Raw genomic sequence first — 15980 nt, 5'->3', positions numbered from 1 at the left:
CGATCAGAAAACCGTGAATTACATTTTGTGTTTTTAAAGCACCTAACTTTCTGTAATAACCAATTGTAATAGTTCATCATTGTCACACCCAGCCCGTTTTCTCATGAAAGACCCGGGATAGCGCGATGAATCGTTCATATTTATGAAAAGTTATCTACTTTTACTGGTGGGACTGTCGAACTTGGGGAGCCCCCCTGCCCCCTCTTGTGACATCATGACCACACATGCTCAACGTGCCTTTCGGTATAACGGATGCCCCGGGCCCCTGAACATTGACCTGCCGCCAGCCCCTATAGTATTGTGGTGCTTTTGAAAACACAAAGCAGCGACAGGATGACGATGAATAAACCAGAGGTTATTAAGAAACGAACGCGCACGGCTCAAAAGAAAAGCAAGGGACAGGTGGAGGCTGAAATAAGCAGTGCGCTGCTCACGTTTGAAAAAGAGCATATGGGACGCGGTCCGGTGGATGTGAGGAGCCATATCATCGAGGACATGGTGCTGATTCGCTTGAAAGGCGTATTGACACCGGCTGAGCGACATCTTGCAACGGATGACGCCGGTACGCAGCTCATCAAGCAGGTCCGGGCAAAACTTCTGGAAAATTCCTGCGACATTCTGGGGGATGTCATCACCGGCATTACCGGCATCAATGTGGTCAGCTTTCATACAGACATCAGCACCAAAGCGGGAGAGCGGATTATTGTCATTACCTTTGAGCAGGATGTGGAAGAAAAGTTTTCTTACAGCTGATGGTGGCAGTATATAAATAAAAAAACTGCGATGAAAGGCGCCCACCGACTGAGCTCATTCGTACTAAGGGTCCATAAGTGGGGCCTCCGGCCATGCAGATAAAATAAGAATGACACCAAAATGAATCTTCCATATGCTCTGGTCAGAAAAATTAAAGGTAGTTTGGTAGACAAAGATACTGTACCTTCTTTAAAGGGGATCGAGCTTCCAACAGGCGTAACAGTGGTCGCTGTTGGCCTTTTTTTATGCGTAAACCAAAGGCCTTTACTTTACCGGAGGGGCTTGCGAAAGCCTCAAATATATTGAATAATTGGCAATAAACAAAACCAAGAACGTAGAAGCAGGATAATTTCCCTGCCCCCTTTGGACATAAACCGGTTGGCCCTGATGTACGGGGAAAACCCTTGCGCACCTTGGCCCTTTGAATACATCAGCCCAGCCCGGAGATTCCACGAGTCGAGTGCGCCCATATTCAAGGCATCAGAGCTGCAGATGTCGTTGTTTACCTCAAAGCTCTGATAACGCAGAAGATGGGTGCACTCGGCTTGCCCGAAGGGTGTGAAAATCGGGCAGAAAACCGTGAATTACATTTTGTATTTTACAAATGCTTTAATTTTTCACAGTTACCACCTGCAATAACCCTTTATTGCTTTAGCTCAATCGTTTTCGCATGAAATATTCGGGATAGACGAAACGGGAAGGTTAACCAATGGCCGATACAATTTTGTGGGGCACCGGCATAGAGGATGTTGCCGAAGGCATCGGCCCCGGTCAATTGCGGGACATGTCCCGTGTCTGCGGGCCGGATGTTGAATCTCCCTTGCACTGGAGCCGGGCATGCCTCGTTTCGGAAGGCCCCGGAAGCAGATGCTGGGTCTCAGGAAAAAACGAAAACCTGCCTGTGTTTGTGACCGGCCCCTGTGCCTCCAGCATACAGCTCGCCTGGTGTTTCCACAGGAAAAACCTGTTGCCTGAATGGGGATCGGTACTGGCAGCAAGCCAGTGGGCCGGCAAGGGGCAGCTGGGAAGGCAGTGGCATTCACCGACGGGAAATATCTACGGCACAATACGCCTGCCCTCATCGGCCTTGCTGGAGGTGGACTGCCTCCCGCTGCTTGTGGGGTATGCGCTGGTCACAGCCCTTGGAGCCATTGGCGTGACAGTGCAGCTGAAATGGCCCAACGACCTGGTCATGGGCAACAAAAAAGTAGGGGGAATCCTCATCGAAGAAAAGGGGGGCGTGAGGATGGTGGGCGTCGGCGTCAACCTCATCTCAAGCCCGCCCGAAAAGAGCCTTCGCAGCGACAACGCCCTTGCCGCTGCGTGCTTGAAGGACGTTGGCCATAAGGGCCTGTCTCCCCTTTCCCTCTGGCGACACCTCGTGACAACGACACGGGATAGTTTACGTACGTTCACTTCATCCGATCTGCCGGAACTTATGGCAAAGATCCAGCCACATCTGGCATTTGCGGGAGACATGGTGCGGGTTGAAGACTACGCAAACCCGCCTTATGAAGCGAAGATACTCGCTTTATCATCCAACGGCGGATTAAAGCTGCTTACACGCAGCGGAACAACCGTCGTCCGGTCAGCAAGCATCTACCCTCTTTGTATGTTTGACGCAGAAAAGGAGAATCACGTTGAAAGAAACGACATTTAAGCAGGTTGTCCAAGACTTAAAAGGCATGAAAATATTGGTGGCAAACCGGGGAATCACGGCCAGGCGCATCGCGCGCTCCATACGGGAGCTCGGAGCCATCCCGGTGGTAACGGCTACGGATGTGGATAAGACCGCCCCCTTTACCGCCGGCGCCCAGGAACTCATTTTGTTGGGTGAAAACCCCAGGGCCTACCTCAATATCGACCAGATCATCGCCGAAGCCAAAGCAAGAGACATCACCGCGATTCACCCCGGCTGGGGCTTTGCCTCGGAAGATGACATCTTTCCCAGAAAATGCGCCCAGGCGGGCATCCTGTTTATCGGTCCGGAAACCGATGCCATGCGCCTTCTCGGCAACAAGGTGGCGGTGCGAAAACTCGCCCGGGAACTGGGGGTTCCCATCGTGCCCGGCTCCGATGGCGCCGTGACCATCGAAGAGGCAAAAACCATTGTTAAAACCATCGGGCTGCCCGTCATGCTCAAGGCAGAAGGCGGCGGCGGGGGCCGGGGGATCTATGAAATCACCCGTGAGGACCAGCTTGACAGCGCCTTTGAAAAGGCCACTGCCCTTGCCCACGCCACCTTTGGCAACCCCCGCCTGTTTGTAGAAAAAATGTTAACCCAAGTGCGCCATATCGAGATCCAGGTGATCGCGGACAAATACGGAAACGTCTTCGCCTTTGACGAACGGGCTGCACGGTCCAGCGAAATCACCAGAAGCTCATTGAGATCACCCCCTCCCCCTGGGCCGGGATGACCCCTGAGATTCGAAGCCAGCTCAAAGAGTACGCCCGAAAGCTGGTCCGGGAAATCGGCTACCACTCACTGGCAACGGTGGAGTTCCTTCTGGATGCCGACGGCACCCCCCACCTCATCGAGGTCAACACCCGCCTTCAGGTGGAGCACGGGATCACCGAGTGCCGGTACGGGGTCGACCTGGTGGAAGAACAGATCGCCGTGGCCTTCGGACCTGCGCTTGAATGATGAGACCTGCAAACCCAACAACTACGCCATGCAGCTTCGGGTCAACTGCGAGGATCCCCAGGATAACTTTGCCCCCAACGCCGGAAAGATCACCCGGTACATCTCCCCGGGGGGCCCGTCCATCCGCCTGGACTCCTGCATCTCATCCGGCTATGAGTTTCCTTCCCAGTATGACTCTGCGGCGGCACTGCTCATCGCCTACGGCCAGAGCTGGCCCAAGACCCTGGAGGTGATGAACCGCGCCCTCACCGAGTATATTGTGGGCGGACTCAAAACCACCCTGCCCTTCCACGCCAACATCATCAACCATCCCACGTTCAAGGCCGGAGAGTGTGACACCAAATTTGTGTTGAACACGCCGGAGCTGCTTCACTACAAAGACAATGAGCAGGATCTGTCAGGCTGAGCCGACTTGTCTATCTTCTGGCCTTCGGACACAACCCCTTTGTCGAGCTGGGAGACTACAGGGGGCGAGAAGACAAGCGCCTTGGAAGCTTCAAACCGGTGTTGCCGGAGGTCAGGCCCGGCAATGCCCCCTCCCCTTACCCGCGGTGTGACCGAAAGGCCCTGCTGGATTACGTCAGAGACACCGATCATGTTCACTTCACGGACACAACGGCCCGGGACATCACCCAGTCCAACAGCGGCAACCGGTTCCGCCTTGCCGAAGACATGATCGGGGCCGCGAATCTCGACGAGTGCGGTTTCTTCTCACTGGAGAACGGAGGCGGCGCCCACTTCCACGTCGCCATGCTTGCCAACATGACCTACCCGTTCAATGAGGCCCGGGAGTGGAACCGCTTTGCCCCCAAGACCCCAAAGCAGATCCTGGTCCGGTCCACGAACCTCCTCGGGTACAAGCCCCAGCCCCCCAAACTCATGCGGCTGACAGGCGAAATGATTTGCGAGGACTTTGATGTGGTGCGCTGCTTTGATTTCCTGAACCATGTGGACAACATGCGCCCCATTGCCGAGGTGGTCATGAACTCCCCGGGCAACGTCTTCGAGCCCGCTATTTCTCTCTCCTGGGCCAAAGGGTTCGACGTTCCCCACTACATGAATGTCCTTGAAGAGATCATCGCCATGGTCTCCTCCGTCAGCGGCCTGACCAAGGCCCAGGCGGTGAGGAGCTTCATCATCGGCTTAAAGGACATGGCCGGTGTGTGCCCGCCCAGGTTCATGCGGCAACTCGTTACAACCATCAAAGAGCGTATAGATCTGAGCCGGTGATCCATTACCACAGGCATTGCACCGACGGCCTGTTTGTCCCCGCCGTGGGCGAGGCAGCCCTTGCCGGAGCCCATATCGTCGACACTCGCACCGCGCGCGCATGCTGGTGCACGGCCAGGGCGAAGTCCTGTCCACGGCCGCCTACATGGAAGGCGAGCTGGGCCTGAAAACCAATCTTAACAAAGAGATGATCCGTGACACCGGCTTTGTCCTCAAACAGATCATGCCGTATTATGACCGCTACACCGCCCCCTACTTCCAGGGCATCGACCATGACGTCGTCTCCCATGCCATGCCGGGGGGGGCCACCTCCTCCTCCCAGGAAGGAGCCAGACAGCAGGGCTACATCCACCTTCTGCCCTACATGCTTCGTTTCCTTTCTGGAACCCGCAAGATCGTGCGCTACCACGACGTGACGCCGGGGTCCCAGATCACATGGAACACTTCCTTCCTGGCAGTGACCGCCGCGTTCAAGCGAGGTGGCGAAGCCGAAGTGCGGCATCTCATCGATATCATGGATGCCGTGGCAGGCGTCCCCGAAGAGGAGATCGACGAGGTCTACAAAAAAGAGCGCCTGATGCTCTACCGGGAAAGCAACGATGCCTTCCGCAACCTCCTGTCTGGAGGCTTTGGCCGCCTGCCCCTGGGGTTCCCGCCGGACTGGGTGTATGAAAGTGCCTTCGGAGCCGGCTTCAAGGAGGCCCTGGAGCAACGCACCGAAGACTCCCCCCTGGCGTCCATTGCGGACATCGATATCGAGGAAGAGACCCGGCAGCTAAAGGCCCACCTGAAGCGAAACCCCTCCAGGGATGAGCTGGTCATGTACCTCAACCACCCCGGAGACGCCCGACAGGGTCGACGCGGTTCCGGCCAACAGTTGAAACCCCACAGGCTGCCCCTAATAATTTGGTTCGAAGGCCTCAAGGTGGGCTCAGAGCTGAACTTCAAAGACAGCGACGGCAAACCCCATCAGATGTCCGTCATCGACATCTCCGAGCCCGATGACCAGGGCCTGAGTTTTGTGCGCTACACCCTGGATGCCGAAACCTACAGCTATCCGGTGAAGGTCGGTGAAGCCGTCAACGGCAAGGCAGGCGCCGTGGAGATGGCCGACAAAGCCAACCCGGCCCAGGTGGCCTCCCCCACCAACGGCGACTTGTGGATCGTCTACGTCCTCCCCGGAGACATCGTCAAAAAAGGGGAAGAGCTTTTCAACATCACCATCATGAAACAGGAAAAGGCGGTTCTCTCCCCCATGGACGGCGTGGTCAAACGAATCGTCAAATACGCCGACTACAAAGAAGACAAAAAAATGGTGCCGGTACGGGAGGGAGAACTCATCGTCGAACTTGGCACTGTGCAGAGCACCTGCCCCAACTGTTCGGAACCCGTCACCGGAGACGGATTCAAATTCTGTCCTGCATGCGGACATAAGTTAAGCTGATCCCCCTGACCCGGATATGTCTAAAATGCAAAATACAATGTAACTGTTTAGCACTTGAAAAGCTGCCTCCGGCGGCAAGGGTGGCGAAGCCACGGTAGCGAAAACACATTGAAAGCAAATTGCGAATGCGCTTTGCCCCCATGTCACGGCGTAGCCGCAGGCGAAGACGGATTGCCTGACGCGCCGTAGCCCATTGATGATGGTCGAATGGGGACGCATCGACATGGGCGTAGGCGGATTCCGCGGGTCAAAGCGCATCCGCCTTTCAAGCAAACGTCGACCTTGGTCATCGTGAGGCCGCAGGTCTGTTTACTTCCCCTGAGCACCCTTATCCTCTGGAGCGCCGCATTCCGGTGCGGCTCGGGTAGCGACGGACTAAAAAGCCGTCCCATGGTTTCATGGGACGGCTTTTGTTATTTTAGCGGCCTTAATCATCATTTGGGCCGCGACCTGCAAAGAGTCGATTCATCGGCATTCGCAGTGGAAAATCCACTGATTCCTGAACAGCCAGTGCGTATTTCTTATGAATTGATGGAGTGGAGCGACACCTCCGTCAGCACGGTTAGCTGTCGCGCCACTTTTTATCTGAAAGGCTTTAATATCGGATACAAATTTGATTTCAAGCACATTGCTTGTAGCAAAAGACCAGGCCTCACAAATACCTTCTTGCAATTATAAGATCCAAAGAGTAAGAATTTAACAGCTTGGCTATATACGGACAGTCGCTTTTGTATTCAGCATACAGCTGAATGCCCTAGAAAATGATGTGTGAATTTAAAAGTAACAATATTAATAACAACAAACACCGATGACATCCTGCAAGGATGTCTAAAAATGCCAGAAATATAAGAATATGCGACAAATCAGTCCCGTATTCCAGCATATGGTGGATTATGGGACAACGTTGTCGGTTTTTCCCTTTGAGAAGGTATTATGGGACAGATCGGTTCCCAATAAATGGAATACGGGACATGCTGGTCCCATATTCCCGAGGATCTATGGAATATCGGACAATATTGTCCATATTTACCCCTGAGAGGGTGTTATGGGACAAAAATGTCCACTAATAATTGTTATGTATCTTCATGTAACTCTCAAATTGATTTGAAAGTAGATAACTATGCTCACACCAGAAGAAATTAAAATATATAACGAATCCCTTAAAATTGTAAAAAATTATTCCGACGCAATTTTATTAGGCCCATTAAACCAGCTTGGTGGAATTCTTAGTGAAACAATTGGCTTCTGGAGGCTCAAAAATCAAGTTCGCATAATGCTCAAGACCAAAGAATTGTTAGAGGAAAAAAATATAAAACCCGAACATATTTCTCCGAGTATATTTGTACCACTACTTGAAAATGGTGCAAATACAGATGAAGAAAACCTTGTGAATATGTTTTCTTCATTAATGGCGTGCCACCTTGACCCTGAAGCTCAAAACAAAGTACATCCTTCTTATACAAAAATTCTGAGCGAAATGTCTCTGTTGGATGCTCAAGTCATGATTGAGTATCGAAAAACAGCATCGGCAAAACAGTATCGTGACCTGGGTCTTCGAGGTGCGCCATTAGTTGTGTCTTACGTTGCAAAACTTGTAAATAAATCAGCGGAGCAAATATACCTTTCTTGTCTAAATCTCGAGCGCTTAGGTGTAATAGTTAAGACTGGGTTTCGACCACCAGATGATCATTCTGTACCTAAAATTTTTGAGGAAAGTACAGAGCATCAAGAATTTAGAATAACAGAGTTTGGTATTTCATTTTGTGATGCTTGCCATCACAATAAAGAAGATACGAATGATATTTATTGGAAAAAAATACATAACAAATAAATTCAGGGACGCAAAAAGCCGCGCCCCTGATTTAAAACGTTAGAGGCACAAATACTATTATGAATTGTCCACACTGTAATAAGCCTGGAGTAAGTGTTTGGTCAAAAGCTATGGCAGGTACATCCCTTGCTGCTAAGTGTAGAATATGCGGTAAACCATCATCTATTAGTGGCGGTATTTTATGGGGAGTCGGTGCATTATCCCACTTCATTTTCATTGGTGCTGCGATAGCATCATTATATTATTGGAATTGGTTGCCGCTCATAGCCGCACTGGTAGTGTACGTTTTGTTTCACATTTTCTTGGTTAAGTTTGCACCACTTAAGGCAATAGAGGATAAACAAACGTCAAAAACTCAAAAATTCTTTTGGTTATCTGTAATTGCTTTAATTTTCGTGATTTTTTTATTGCGTATGACCTGATAACTCAGTCCTCTAACAAGCGCTTCCACGCCGACCGGGCGCAAGCGCCGTTTTTCTTGCTGTTTCGCCTTTTGTCGGTCGCCATATTTCAACACTTTCGCGCTTCGGCGCCCGTCGGGTGAAGCGCGGCGTTAAATTTTTATCGAGAGAACTATGATTGTTTATCATTACACGTCAGTAGATGGTTTGTTGGGTATTTTAAATTCTCAAAAGCTATGGGCGACTCACTTTGAATATTTAAATGATAGTACTGAATATACATATGCAAAAGACATCATAAGAGAATCCGTTGATCAAATTGATAATGCTCTTGTCCATAGACACAGAGAAATATTTGATATTTGCGTAAGACAAATCTACGATATTTATGATGTCTATACATGCTCATTTTCTAAAAAATCAGATACTCTTAGCCAATGGCGAGGATATTGTCCTTACGAGGGTGGATTTTGTATCGGCTTTGACAGCCAAAGTATAAATACTATTTTTCAAAACTCACTCATGGAATGTGTATATGATTATTCCGAACAGAAAAAAATAGTTGAAAATTTGGCTATTGAATTTTGTTCTAATGTAGAAAAATTAACAACTGGTGTTAAGCTAACATTTCCAGATGAATGGGAATCCATTTTTAAAGTTTTACCAATCAAATCTTATTCCAATGTTCCAACGAAACATCCTTTAGATTTAGAAAAAAATCATATCTTTGTAAGATACGAACTCGCAAAACTATCGGCAAGACTAAAGCATCCAAGTTTTAGTGAAGAATCCGAGATTAGGTATATCAATATTAAAGAGAAAGATGATAACGCAAATGTAAAGATTCGATCTAAAGGTAACTTACTTATTCCATATATCGATTTGTCATTTCCATCGAATTCTATTAAGGAAATACTGATTGGGCCAAGTGTAAACAAAAACTTGAATATAATGCCTTTGAACATATTGAAAAATCATAACAAATATGATTTCAACATTTTAAAATCAACCATACCCTTTAAAAACTGGTAACAATCACAAATTTAACAAATCATTACACCGGATCGGGCTACAGCTGCACTTCGTTGAGCGACTTCGGTTTTCGAACGATTTTTACCTATCCACCGTTGTCGGCCTTCGCCGCCCTCACCGGTGAATTCAATCGTTAAATGACTTAATTTGCATATGAATATAGCCTCAAAAGAAGAAGCTTTAGAGTTTGTAAATCCATATTTCGGTAAACCCGTTAGCCGTGTCTGGCAGGGCTATGGAAGTGCAATCTTCTTAGAAGTTGGGAACCTTACGAATCATAAAGGCGAACTCACTATCATGATCCAGTGGAGTTGGCGAGTAGAAAAAGGTCATGAAATTGCATTTGGAAGTTGGTCGTCAAGAACTCCTGATTTTTCTGAGTACCTTAAGCAGTTAAATGGCCTATCCTAAGATGATTCATTCGAGTCCCGGTTACCAGAAATTGTCGTTGAACTAACCAATCATATATGGGTTTGTTCCTTTTCAACGGTAGAAGTGTCATCCAAGTAATTGGCATTGATGAACCGAAAGCAAACATTAGTGTCTTCAAAAGGTAAGCTTGTATTTGAATAGCGGCATTTAACAATTGCTTTCACGCCGACCGGGTGCAAGTGCGGTTTTTTCAGTCTGCTTCGTCACCCGATTGTTGTCAAATATCAAGCACTTTCGTGCTTTGACCGTTGGGTGAAGCACGCGTTAGCCATTGGATCTCATCATTATGGATTACAAAATTGGTTCCAGAGACTATTTAAAAAGAGCAAAAATATGTATAGATGCAAATAAACTTGAAACTCTATTTTATGCAGCATTCGAACTTCGTTGTGGCGTCGAAGCGGAAATAATGAACAATATCTTGAAGTTCAGAGAAACATATTTCAAAAAAGAAAAAACAAGGTTGGCAAGTTGCCAAACTGGCGAAGAACATATTGAGTCCGTTTTTAGCACTGGAGAAAAGAGAAGAGACTATTTTAGATATTTATAACTTTGATAAAAGCGAAATCCTATTACAAACAAAATATACCCCTGTAAAAAAATCTCTTCGAAAAAAAGCCGAAATGCTTGGAAACTATCTACACAATGCAAAAAAATACAATAATCCTACGTCTGAATACTGGATTGAGTTTCGCAAATTATTGAATCAAGCAGTCTCTGAATTAGAATATGGGAAACTCCGTAGTATTTTAGGCCCTGTATTAATGCATAAAAACAAAAAATATATAGATGTAAAACTGGAAGTTCCAACGCAAAAAGAACAAGATTTTGCTCAGTCAGTTCTACTGAATAACAAAAAAATAATCGCTAACATTCGATACGAATAAGTGGCTAACATGTCATTTCACCGGACGGGCTTACAGCTGCTCTTCGGCGAGCGACTTCGGTTTTCAAACAATTTAACCTATTCACCGGTGTCGGTCTGCGCCGCCCTCGCGGTGAATTCAGCATTTGTAACAATCGGTAATGGAAAAATCAATTAGAAAATATGAAATTGGTGAAGGATTGAGCCAAGATAATTCGACCTTTCCTTATGGAATTCATTATGTTCCAGATATGGAAAAGCCTATATATTTTTGGAGTGGTTACACTTGGCTTTTGAATGGATGTTATTGTTCCGCCAAAAAGGCATTATTTCCTTCATGGAAAGAGCATTTCGTATTGTCAAAATCCGTATGGTTTATTCCAATAGTTGAAAAAATTGCTTCTGGGCAACACGTTTCTATTGATGAAATCGAGAAAGCTAAAGGCAATAAACTCAAATACTTTGATAAAACATTAAAAGTTCAACAAACGCATTGTAAGGGATCGCTGGCGCTCCGCGCCAGTGCCCTGGCTTCACTCGGCGGCCCCACATGCGTGGCGTTAAATGACCAGGGAATCTAAACATTGCCGTATTACATAGATAAAATAAGCCAGTTTCTTCCTTTAGCCATAGAACAATGCCTTTTGGGAAAATGAATGCTTTAGCGTACTTCGGGGAAAAATTGGTTATTTTCAACCTCATCTTCTTGGCGAGTCAGCTCACAACAAGGTATCGAATTTGGAGCAGAGTCATATCCAAATGGTGCAGAACTTAACTCACTTATAGGATTAAAGATCATTCGCGCAAGAGCCTCTGGTTTTGTAGCTTTAGATATTCAATTGGTTTTAGAAAATGGGAAAGCCATCGAATGTTTCTCGGCAACTCATTTTGAGCCATGGGAATTACGCCTGCCAGATGAACGTTATTAGTTGCTGATGGTAATGATTCATAAATATAGCCATTTAACAAGGCTATTTCAGCCGACGCAAAAAGCCGCGCGGCTGAATAGAAACGTTAGCTTTCATTCTCAATATGGAAACAAATCACATAAAATACAAATACGCATTATCCGAATTTGGTATGTGCTATATTGATTCCATAACTAAAAATGACAGAAAAGATTATTCGTGTATCGGATGTGGAAAACCGCTAATACCTGTTTTGGGTGAAATTCAAAGATGGCATGGGAAACTACAAGCACATTCAAGATTGTAATTTTCAATCATATTTACACAGGCTTGCAAAAAAACTCTTCATAGAGCGTTATAATAAATGTCTTTTTAGCAATTTGCCATTTTATATTGAATACGAAGTACCAGTAATCTTCATTATTTAGAACACAAACTTTATGTTAAAAAAGCAAAGAACTAAAAACTTACGATCTTACAAAACAGTTCATTTCAATATTTGAAGAAAAAAAGGATGGCTTCTTAATTCCAGACTTACAGTTACATACAGCAAAAGGTATTAAATTGTATATCGAGATCGCTGTTACACACCAATCTACAACTGAAAAAATAAATTCTGGTGTTAGAATTATTGAATTTTCAATAGAGAATGAGCAGGACTTAGAAATTTTTAAATTTGGATCCAATATCGGTGACTCATGACCAAATTAAATTTTATAATTTCAATCCAAGACCCATAAATCAAAACTTAAAAGATAGTTGTCCCTATTATGTTACTTATTTCTCAGTTTTTTCAAATGGAAAATGCATAATTGGAAATGTTCCAATTTTTGAGTTTGAAAATTTAAAAAACAACCCAAGTAATTACATTACTCAAATTCAAAAAGCATCTTCATCTGTTTTTGTAGAAGAAACAGAAAGAGCCTTTTGTAATGGAATCAGAGTAAAAAACTGTTTTCTCTGTCGTTACCATGCAATAAACACAAGCCTTAAAAAAGACAAACAGAAACCAATATTTTGTAAATATTTCAAAACATCAAAAAGTTCAAATTTCGCTGCAAATTGTGAAATATATTTACCTGACAAAAAAGTATTTAAATTCAACCCAAAAAGCTAACAACGGCATAAAGGGCGACGGCAAAAAGCCGCCGCGCCTTATGCCAAGCGTTATGCATGTAAATAAGGACACATGGAACACAAGTTAAGCAGAGATCCGTTATTTATTAGTTGTTTTTGGGGAGGCCTCATTCTTGGAGGCCTTATATCTCTAATCTTACTTGAATAACAACCTTAGAGTTTGTTTTGAACTACAATGCTTTAGCACATTCTTGGAGATATTTTCTCTTCCAATCCGTACGGTAGCGGAGGATGGCTCTTGCGGCGTTTAGAGCGACTATTTTCAGAAGTAACCAAACTAAATTGCAATTAGAAGAAACTATAAGGCAAAATACATTTAAAAATTTTATAGAGCATAAAAAAGAATTCATGAACGTCTTAGATATGCTTGAGTCTGCACATGCTATTAAAATCGATGATAAAGGATATTTATATAAAAGTGTTTTCCCTGAAAACAATCCTGTTTGTGTTAAGTTCAACTCACAGGAACTTGATTGTGATAGATCTTGGTTAGACTTTAAGTTAGATAAATTTAACATACTAATTGAAACATATAATAAAATCGGTTCCAGAATCTGCTTAGATGACAAATCCTTACTCCACAGGGAATTGCTCGATGGTTGGGAGATTATATTTTTTTAGATAAAATACTTGATATAACGTTCCCAGAAAGCAATGTAGTTTCAAAAAAATACAAAGGCCTATTTTTCGATTCTGACGAATTCAATATGATTCCATCAAATATAAGCAAAAGTTTTTATACAGTATCTGAATACTTTAATCAGCTCTTTGCATTTTCATTACCAAACCGAGATGAAAAAATTAAAATAGCTGGAATAAGAACTTTTGATTCAAGATTTGATGAACAACTCAAAGTTTTTACTACAGATAGCGCATAACAAGGCTATTTCAGCCGACGCAAAAAGCCGCGCAGCTGAATAGCAGCGTTATGTGGTCAAGCCGCTATTTTCTATGGGAAAGACATGTCCATTAAATGAAGACGAAATACAATTTGATTCTTGTACGAATGAAAAGGGTTGGTCAAAATACGAAAAGCCTCTTTTCGATTTTTGGCCATACTTTGATTCATTCAGAGAGGATTTTGATGGTTTTGACTGTGCTGAAGGCTGTGTAAGCTATGTTTGGCGCGACTCGACGAGAGCCTTTGATCATGTACTGATTAATTCCGATGTCAAGAATGTATTTATGGTTCTTGTTTTAGACATCAATCACAAAAAAGTTGTTGGCCATCGTCTCCTAAATTTGAATAAAGAATACGCAATCGGCACATAACAATTGGCTCATGGCCGACCCCAAAAAGCTGGCCACGTCTTTTGTAATTTCAACCGCTGTCCCTATCAGCTTTTTGGGTCGGCATAGCCATGCGTTAGGCAACAGGGTAACTATGATTCGAAAAGTCTTCCATTTTTTTAAACCTCGTAAAGTTTTCGAAAATGTACTACTTGTTAGAATCAAGTACATCATCAAATTACTCTTTAAATCATACAGCTATGGTGCAATTAAAATCATTGGGACACAATATTCTATTTCGATACTGAAAGTTCCAACTGGAAAGAACCCTATAGTTGTAAAACCGGTACAAGACAAAGATATATTTGCTGAATTCTTGAATACATACGAACTCGAATACTTCTTTGTAAAAGATTCATGTAAAATTTACATTCACTACTCCGTGCGTGAGCGTGGAAACTCAAATTACGTATCAGTTCAAGATTTTGTAGAAATGATAATTGCGAAGCTTTTAACCAAGCAAAGTAGCTATCAAGTTTTTGTAAAAGTATTTGATATTGAAACAGAATCTAAAATAATACAAAAATTGGGCTATGCCTAACAAATGCATGGTAACGGACCGCCCTCCGCTGCGCTCCGGGTTCCCTCGCTACGCTCGGCGGCCCCACATGCATAGCGTTAGACAACTACCATGAAATCTATGAAAATAATTAAGATTTTTTTACTTATTTTATATTTCTTACTTAGCCAAGTAAGTCATTCTGTGGCCAATGACTTTTGGATTCGATCTGATGCCTATGTTACTGGGGCATATACAGTTGTCGTGGAAATTGAGACGAACATACCTGATTCTTCAATTTTATCAGCAAATATCGGTCTTAAAGGGCTTAACCCTGAAGGAGTTTTTATCGGCACGAACTACTCGGAGGTTCCTGTCGTGAACAGTCAAGCTAAGGTGATTATCGATGGAGCCAACAGGCCATTTCCAAAAGGTTCTAAGCTGCCTACGGGTGATTATGATGTATCAGTAGTCTTCTTTCCATCATTGCCTGAAAATCAGGATATCGCTTGCGAAGCTAAAATTAATGATCCAATAAGAGCATTATCATCTGTTTTTCTTGAAGCATCAGGAAAGAGCTCTGATGATGCAAAAAGAGCAGCTGAAGCTTTAGGGTGGGCCAAAGCAAATTTATATTATGGCTGCCCACTGGAACCTACTTTTTGGCGTAATAAATATGGCGGCTTTGAACAAGCGGATTGCAGTACAAAAAATCCCGAAGTACTTAAAGTATATTATATTAAATCAATTGATATGTCGCTTTTGGTTGATGTCGTAAAAGGAGAGATTTTGGAGTATGGAACTGGCCTACAATGCAAGCCGTAGAGTGAAACGGTTTTTTGTCTAACAATTACTTGCACGCCGACCGGGTGCAAGTGCGGTTTTTCGGTCGTATTCGTCGCCCAGTGGTTGTCAAATATCAAACACTGTCGTGCTTCAGCACCCGTCGGGTGAAGCATGCGTTATGTTTCAAAAGGAGCACACAATGGATCCAATCATAATCAAACTAATAGCAGCTCTTTTTGGGCAGTGGTCGTTGGCCTTCTTGCCAAACGTAAAAATCTAAACCCTATCGGCTGGGGAATAGCGGGAGCATTATCTTGGCTAATTGCCCTCATTATATTGGCATTTATGCCGTATGTGTGTCCTAAGTGTGGTGGTAAATTATCAAATGCTGACGCTAAATCTGGCTCATGTCCAAGCTGTAATGCTCCTGCCGAAAATGAAGCAGGAGCGCAAAGTTAGGTTGTGAAAAACATAAGAGGAAAAATTTCTTTAGTGGTAAGCATTATAGCCTTTGGTTTCATTTATTTCGGCCTTGATACGACTGCCGACGCAATTGGTGTTCCTACGTATATTGACTTTGATGGAACTATTACAGTCACAAGAGGGTCAGGTCGGTATTCCTAAGTGGAGGACATAGATGGCGAAAGTACAGACGTAGGTATCTATATTACGATCGCAAGCATTATGCTTGCGTGGTGAATTTATCACTGGGTACTGACCGAGAAAGT

Annotated in this window: 19 protein-coding genes and 1 pseudogene; all 20 read left to right on the top strand. The window is 44.6% G+C overall.

Annotation, left to right across the window (positions count from 1 at the left end):
* The first annotated feature begins 339 nt into the window (after window positions 1-339).
* The 20 genes and pseudogenes from ACOYW1_RS10235 (at window position 340) to ACOYW1_RS10140 (ending at window position 15711) form a co-directional block, all read left to right on the top strand.
* On the top strand, window positions 340-753 hold the full coding sequence (locus ACOYW1_RS10235) for a Na-translocating system protein MpsC family protein (protein WP_092214495.1): 414 nt from the start codon (window positions 340-342) through the stop codon (window positions 751-753).
* A gap of 709 nt (window positions 754-1462) precedes the next feature.
* Entirely contained in the window at window positions 1463-2413 is a 951-nt protein-coding gene (locus ACOYW1_RS10230) for a biotin--[acetyl-CoA-carboxylase] ligase (protein ID WP_482422718.1), read from the top strand.
* A gap of 25 nt (window positions 2414-2438) precedes the next feature.
* A pseudogene (locus ACOYW1_RS10225) lies at window positions 2439-3397 on the top strand (ATP-binding protein).
* Window positions 3390-3803 (top strand): hypothetical protein, encoded by a 414-nt coding sequence (locus tag ACOYW1_RS10220; RefSeq protein ID WP_482422717.1) that lies wholly within the window; start codon window positions 3390-3392, stop codon window positions 3801-3803. The pseudogene ACOYW1_RS10225 and the gene ACOYW1_RS10220 overlap by 8 nt, the downstream one beginning before the upstream one ends.
* Window positions 3804-3901: 98 nt before the next feature.
* Window positions 3902-4627 (top strand): hypothetical protein, encoded by a 726-nt coding sequence (locus ACOYW1_RS10215; RefSeq protein WP_482422716.1) that lies wholly within the window; start codon window positions 3902-3904, stop codon window positions 4625-4627.
* 100 nt (window positions 4628-4727) lie between these two features.
* Window positions 4728-6071 carry a zinc ribbon domain-containing protein gene (locus ACOYW1_RS10210; RefSeq protein ID WP_482422715.1) on the top strand — a complete coding sequence of 448 codons (1344 nt, stop codon included), beginning with the start codon at window positions 4728-4730 and terminating at the stop codon, window positions 6069-6071.
* A gap of 390 nt (window positions 6072-6461) precedes the next feature.
* Window positions 6462-6749 (top strand): hypothetical protein, encoded by a 288-nt coding sequence (locus ACOYW1_RS10205; RefSeq protein ID WP_482422714.1) that lies wholly within the window; start codon window positions 6462-6464, stop codon window positions 6747-6749.
* A 442-nt stretch (window positions 6750-7191) separates the two neighbouring features.
* Complete coding sequence (locus ACOYW1_RS10200) at window positions 7192-7902, top strand: Abi-alpha family protein (protein ID WP_482422713.1); 711 nt, start codon at window positions 7192-7194, stop codon at window positions 7900-7902.
* 110 nt (window positions 7903-8012) lie between these two features.
* Window positions 8013-8324, top strand: coding sequence for a hypothetical protein (locus tag ACOYW1_RS10195; protein WP_482422712.1), 312 nt, complete (start codon window positions 8013-8015; stop codon window positions 8322-8324).
* Between the two features lie 153 nt (window positions 8325-8477).
* Window positions 8478-9335 (top strand): DUF2971 domain-containing protein, encoded by an 858-nt coding sequence (locus tag ACOYW1_RS10190; protein ID WP_482422711.1) that lies wholly within the window; start codon window positions 8478-8480, stop codon window positions 9333-9335.
* Window positions 9336-9488: 153 nt separating this feature from the next.
* The gene (locus tag ACOYW1_RS10185) at window positions 9489-9746 is read left to right on the top strand and encodes a hypothetical protein (RefSeq protein ID WP_482422710.1); all 258 of its coding nucleotides are present in this window, start codon (window positions 9489-9491) and stop codon (window positions 9744-9746) included.
* 307 nt (window positions 9747-10053) lie between these two features.
* Window positions 10054-10317: a hypothetical protein gene (locus ACOYW1_RS10180; RefSeq protein ID WP_482422709.1), complete on the top strand. Its 264-nt coding sequence runs from the start codon at window positions 10054-10056 to the stop codon at window positions 10315-10317.
* Window positions 10262-10654: a hypothetical protein gene (locus tag ACOYW1_RS10175; RefSeq protein ID WP_482422708.1), complete on the top strand. Its 393-nt coding sequence runs from the start codon at window positions 10262-10264 to the stop codon at window positions 10652-10654. The genes ACOYW1_RS10180 and ACOYW1_RS10175 overlap by 56 nt, the downstream gene beginning before the upstream one ends.
* A 139-nt stretch (window positions 10655-10793) precedes the next feature.
* Window positions 10794-11213 (top strand): hypothetical protein, encoded by a 420-nt coding sequence (locus ACOYW1_RS10170; protein ID WP_482422707.1) that lies wholly within the window; start codon window positions 10794-10796, stop codon window positions 11211-11213.
* A 1018-nt stretch (window positions 11214-12231) separates the two neighbouring features.
* Window positions 12232-12657 (top strand): hypothetical protein, encoded by a 426-nt coding sequence (locus ACOYW1_RS10165; protein WP_482422706.1) that lies wholly within the window; start codon window positions 12232-12234, stop codon window positions 12655-12657.
* A 251-nt stretch (window positions 12658-12908) separates the two neighbouring features.
* Window positions 12909-13298 (top strand): hypothetical protein, encoded by a 390-nt coding sequence (locus tag ACOYW1_RS10160; RefSeq protein WP_482422705.1) that lies wholly within the window; start codon window positions 12909-12911, stop codon window positions 13296-13298.
* Window positions 13277-13555 carry a hypothetical protein gene (locus ACOYW1_RS10155; protein WP_482422704.1) on the top strand — a complete coding sequence of 93 codons (279 nt, stop codon included), beginning with the start codon at window positions 13277-13279 and terminating at the stop codon, window positions 13553-13555. Before ACOYW1_RS10160 ends, ACOYW1_RS10155 begins: the two co-directional genes overlap by 22 nt.
* Before the next feature lie 404 nt (window positions 13556-13959).
* The gene (locus ACOYW1_RS10150) at window positions 13960-14508 is read left to right on the top strand and encodes a hypothetical protein (protein ID WP_482422703.1); all 549 of its coding nucleotides are present in this window, start codon (window positions 13960-13962) and stop codon (window positions 14506-14508) included.
* A 90-nt stretch (window positions 14509-14598) separates the two neighbouring features.
* Complete coding sequence (locus ACOYW1_RS10145; RefSeq protein ID WP_482422702.1) at window positions 14599-15291, top strand: hypothetical protein; 693 nt, start codon at window positions 14599-14601, stop codon at window positions 15289-15291.
* A gap of 132 nt (window positions 15292-15423) precedes the next feature.
* Window positions 15424-15711: an FmdB family zinc ribbon protein gene (locus ACOYW1_RS10140; RefSeq protein WP_482422701.1), complete on the top strand. Its 288-nt coding sequence runs from the start codon at window positions 15424-15426 to the stop codon at window positions 15709-15711.
* Window positions 15712-15980: the final 269 nt, after the last annotated feature.

This window comes from Desulfoluna sp. CYM3A, from assembly GCF_056829965.1.
Note: the sequence above shows the minus strand (reverse complement) of the source record. Positions and strands in the feature narration are given on the sequence as shown.

Excerpts from the sequence above, each read along its gene's own strand:
- ACOYW1_RS10150 (WP_482422703.1), top strand. The coding sequence starts at position 13,960 with ATGGCCGACCCCAAAAAGCTGGCCACGTCTTTTGTAATTTCAACCGCT.
- ACOYW1_RS10210 (WP_482422715.1), top strand. The coding sequence starts at position 4,728 with ATGCTGGTGCACGGCCAGGGCGAAGTCCTGTCCACGGCCGCCTACATG.
- ACOYW1_RS10185 (WP_482422710.1), top strand. The coding sequence starts at position 9,489 with ATGAATATAGCCTCAAAAGAAGAAGCTTTAGAGTTTGTAAATCCATAT.
- ACOYW1_RS10160 (WP_482422705.1), top strand. The coding sequence starts at position 12,909 with ATGGCTCTTGCGGCGTTTAGAGCGACTATTTTCAGAAGTAACCAAACT.
- ACOYW1_RS10190 (WP_482422711.1), top strand. The coding sequence starts at position 8,478 with ATGATTGTTTATCATTACACGTCAGTAGATGGTTTGTTGGGTATTTTA.
- ACOYW1_RS10145 (WP_482422702.1), top strand. The coding sequence starts at position 14,599 with ATGAAATCTATGAAAATAATTAAGATTTTTTTACTTATTTTATATTTC.
- ACOYW1_RS10180 (WP_482422709.1), top strand. The coding sequence starts at position 10,054 with ATGGATTACAAAATTGGTTCCAGAGACTATTTAAAAAGAGCAAAAATA.
- ACOYW1_RS10195 (WP_482422712.1), top strand. The coding sequence starts at position 8,013 with ATGGCAGGTACATCCCTTGCTGCTAAGTGTAGAATATGCGGTAAACCA.
- ACOYW1_RS10235 (WP_092214495.1), top strand. The coding sequence starts at position 340 with ATGAATAAACCAGAGGTTATTAAGAAACGAACGCGCACGGCTCAAAAG.
- ACOYW1_RS10200 (WP_482422713.1), top strand. The coding sequence starts at position 7,192 with ATGCTCACACCAGAAGAAATTAAAATATATAACGAATCCCTTAAAATT.
- ACOYW1_RS10140 (WP_482422701.1), top strand. The coding sequence starts at position 15,424 with ATGCGTTATGTTTCAAAAGGAGCACACAATGGATCCAATCATAATCAA.
- ACOYW1_RS10205 (WP_482422714.1), top strand. The coding sequence starts at position 6,462 with ATGGTTTCATGGGACGGCTTTTGTTATTTTAGCGGCCTTAATCATCAT.
- ACOYW1_RS10230 (WP_482422718.1), top strand. The coding sequence starts at position 1,463 with ATGGCCGATACAATTTTGTGGGGCACCGGCATAGAGGATGTTGCCGAA.
- ACOYW1_RS10170 (WP_482422707.1), top strand. The coding sequence starts at position 10,794 with ATGGAAAAATCAATTAGAAAATATGAAATTGGTGAAGGATTGAGCCAA.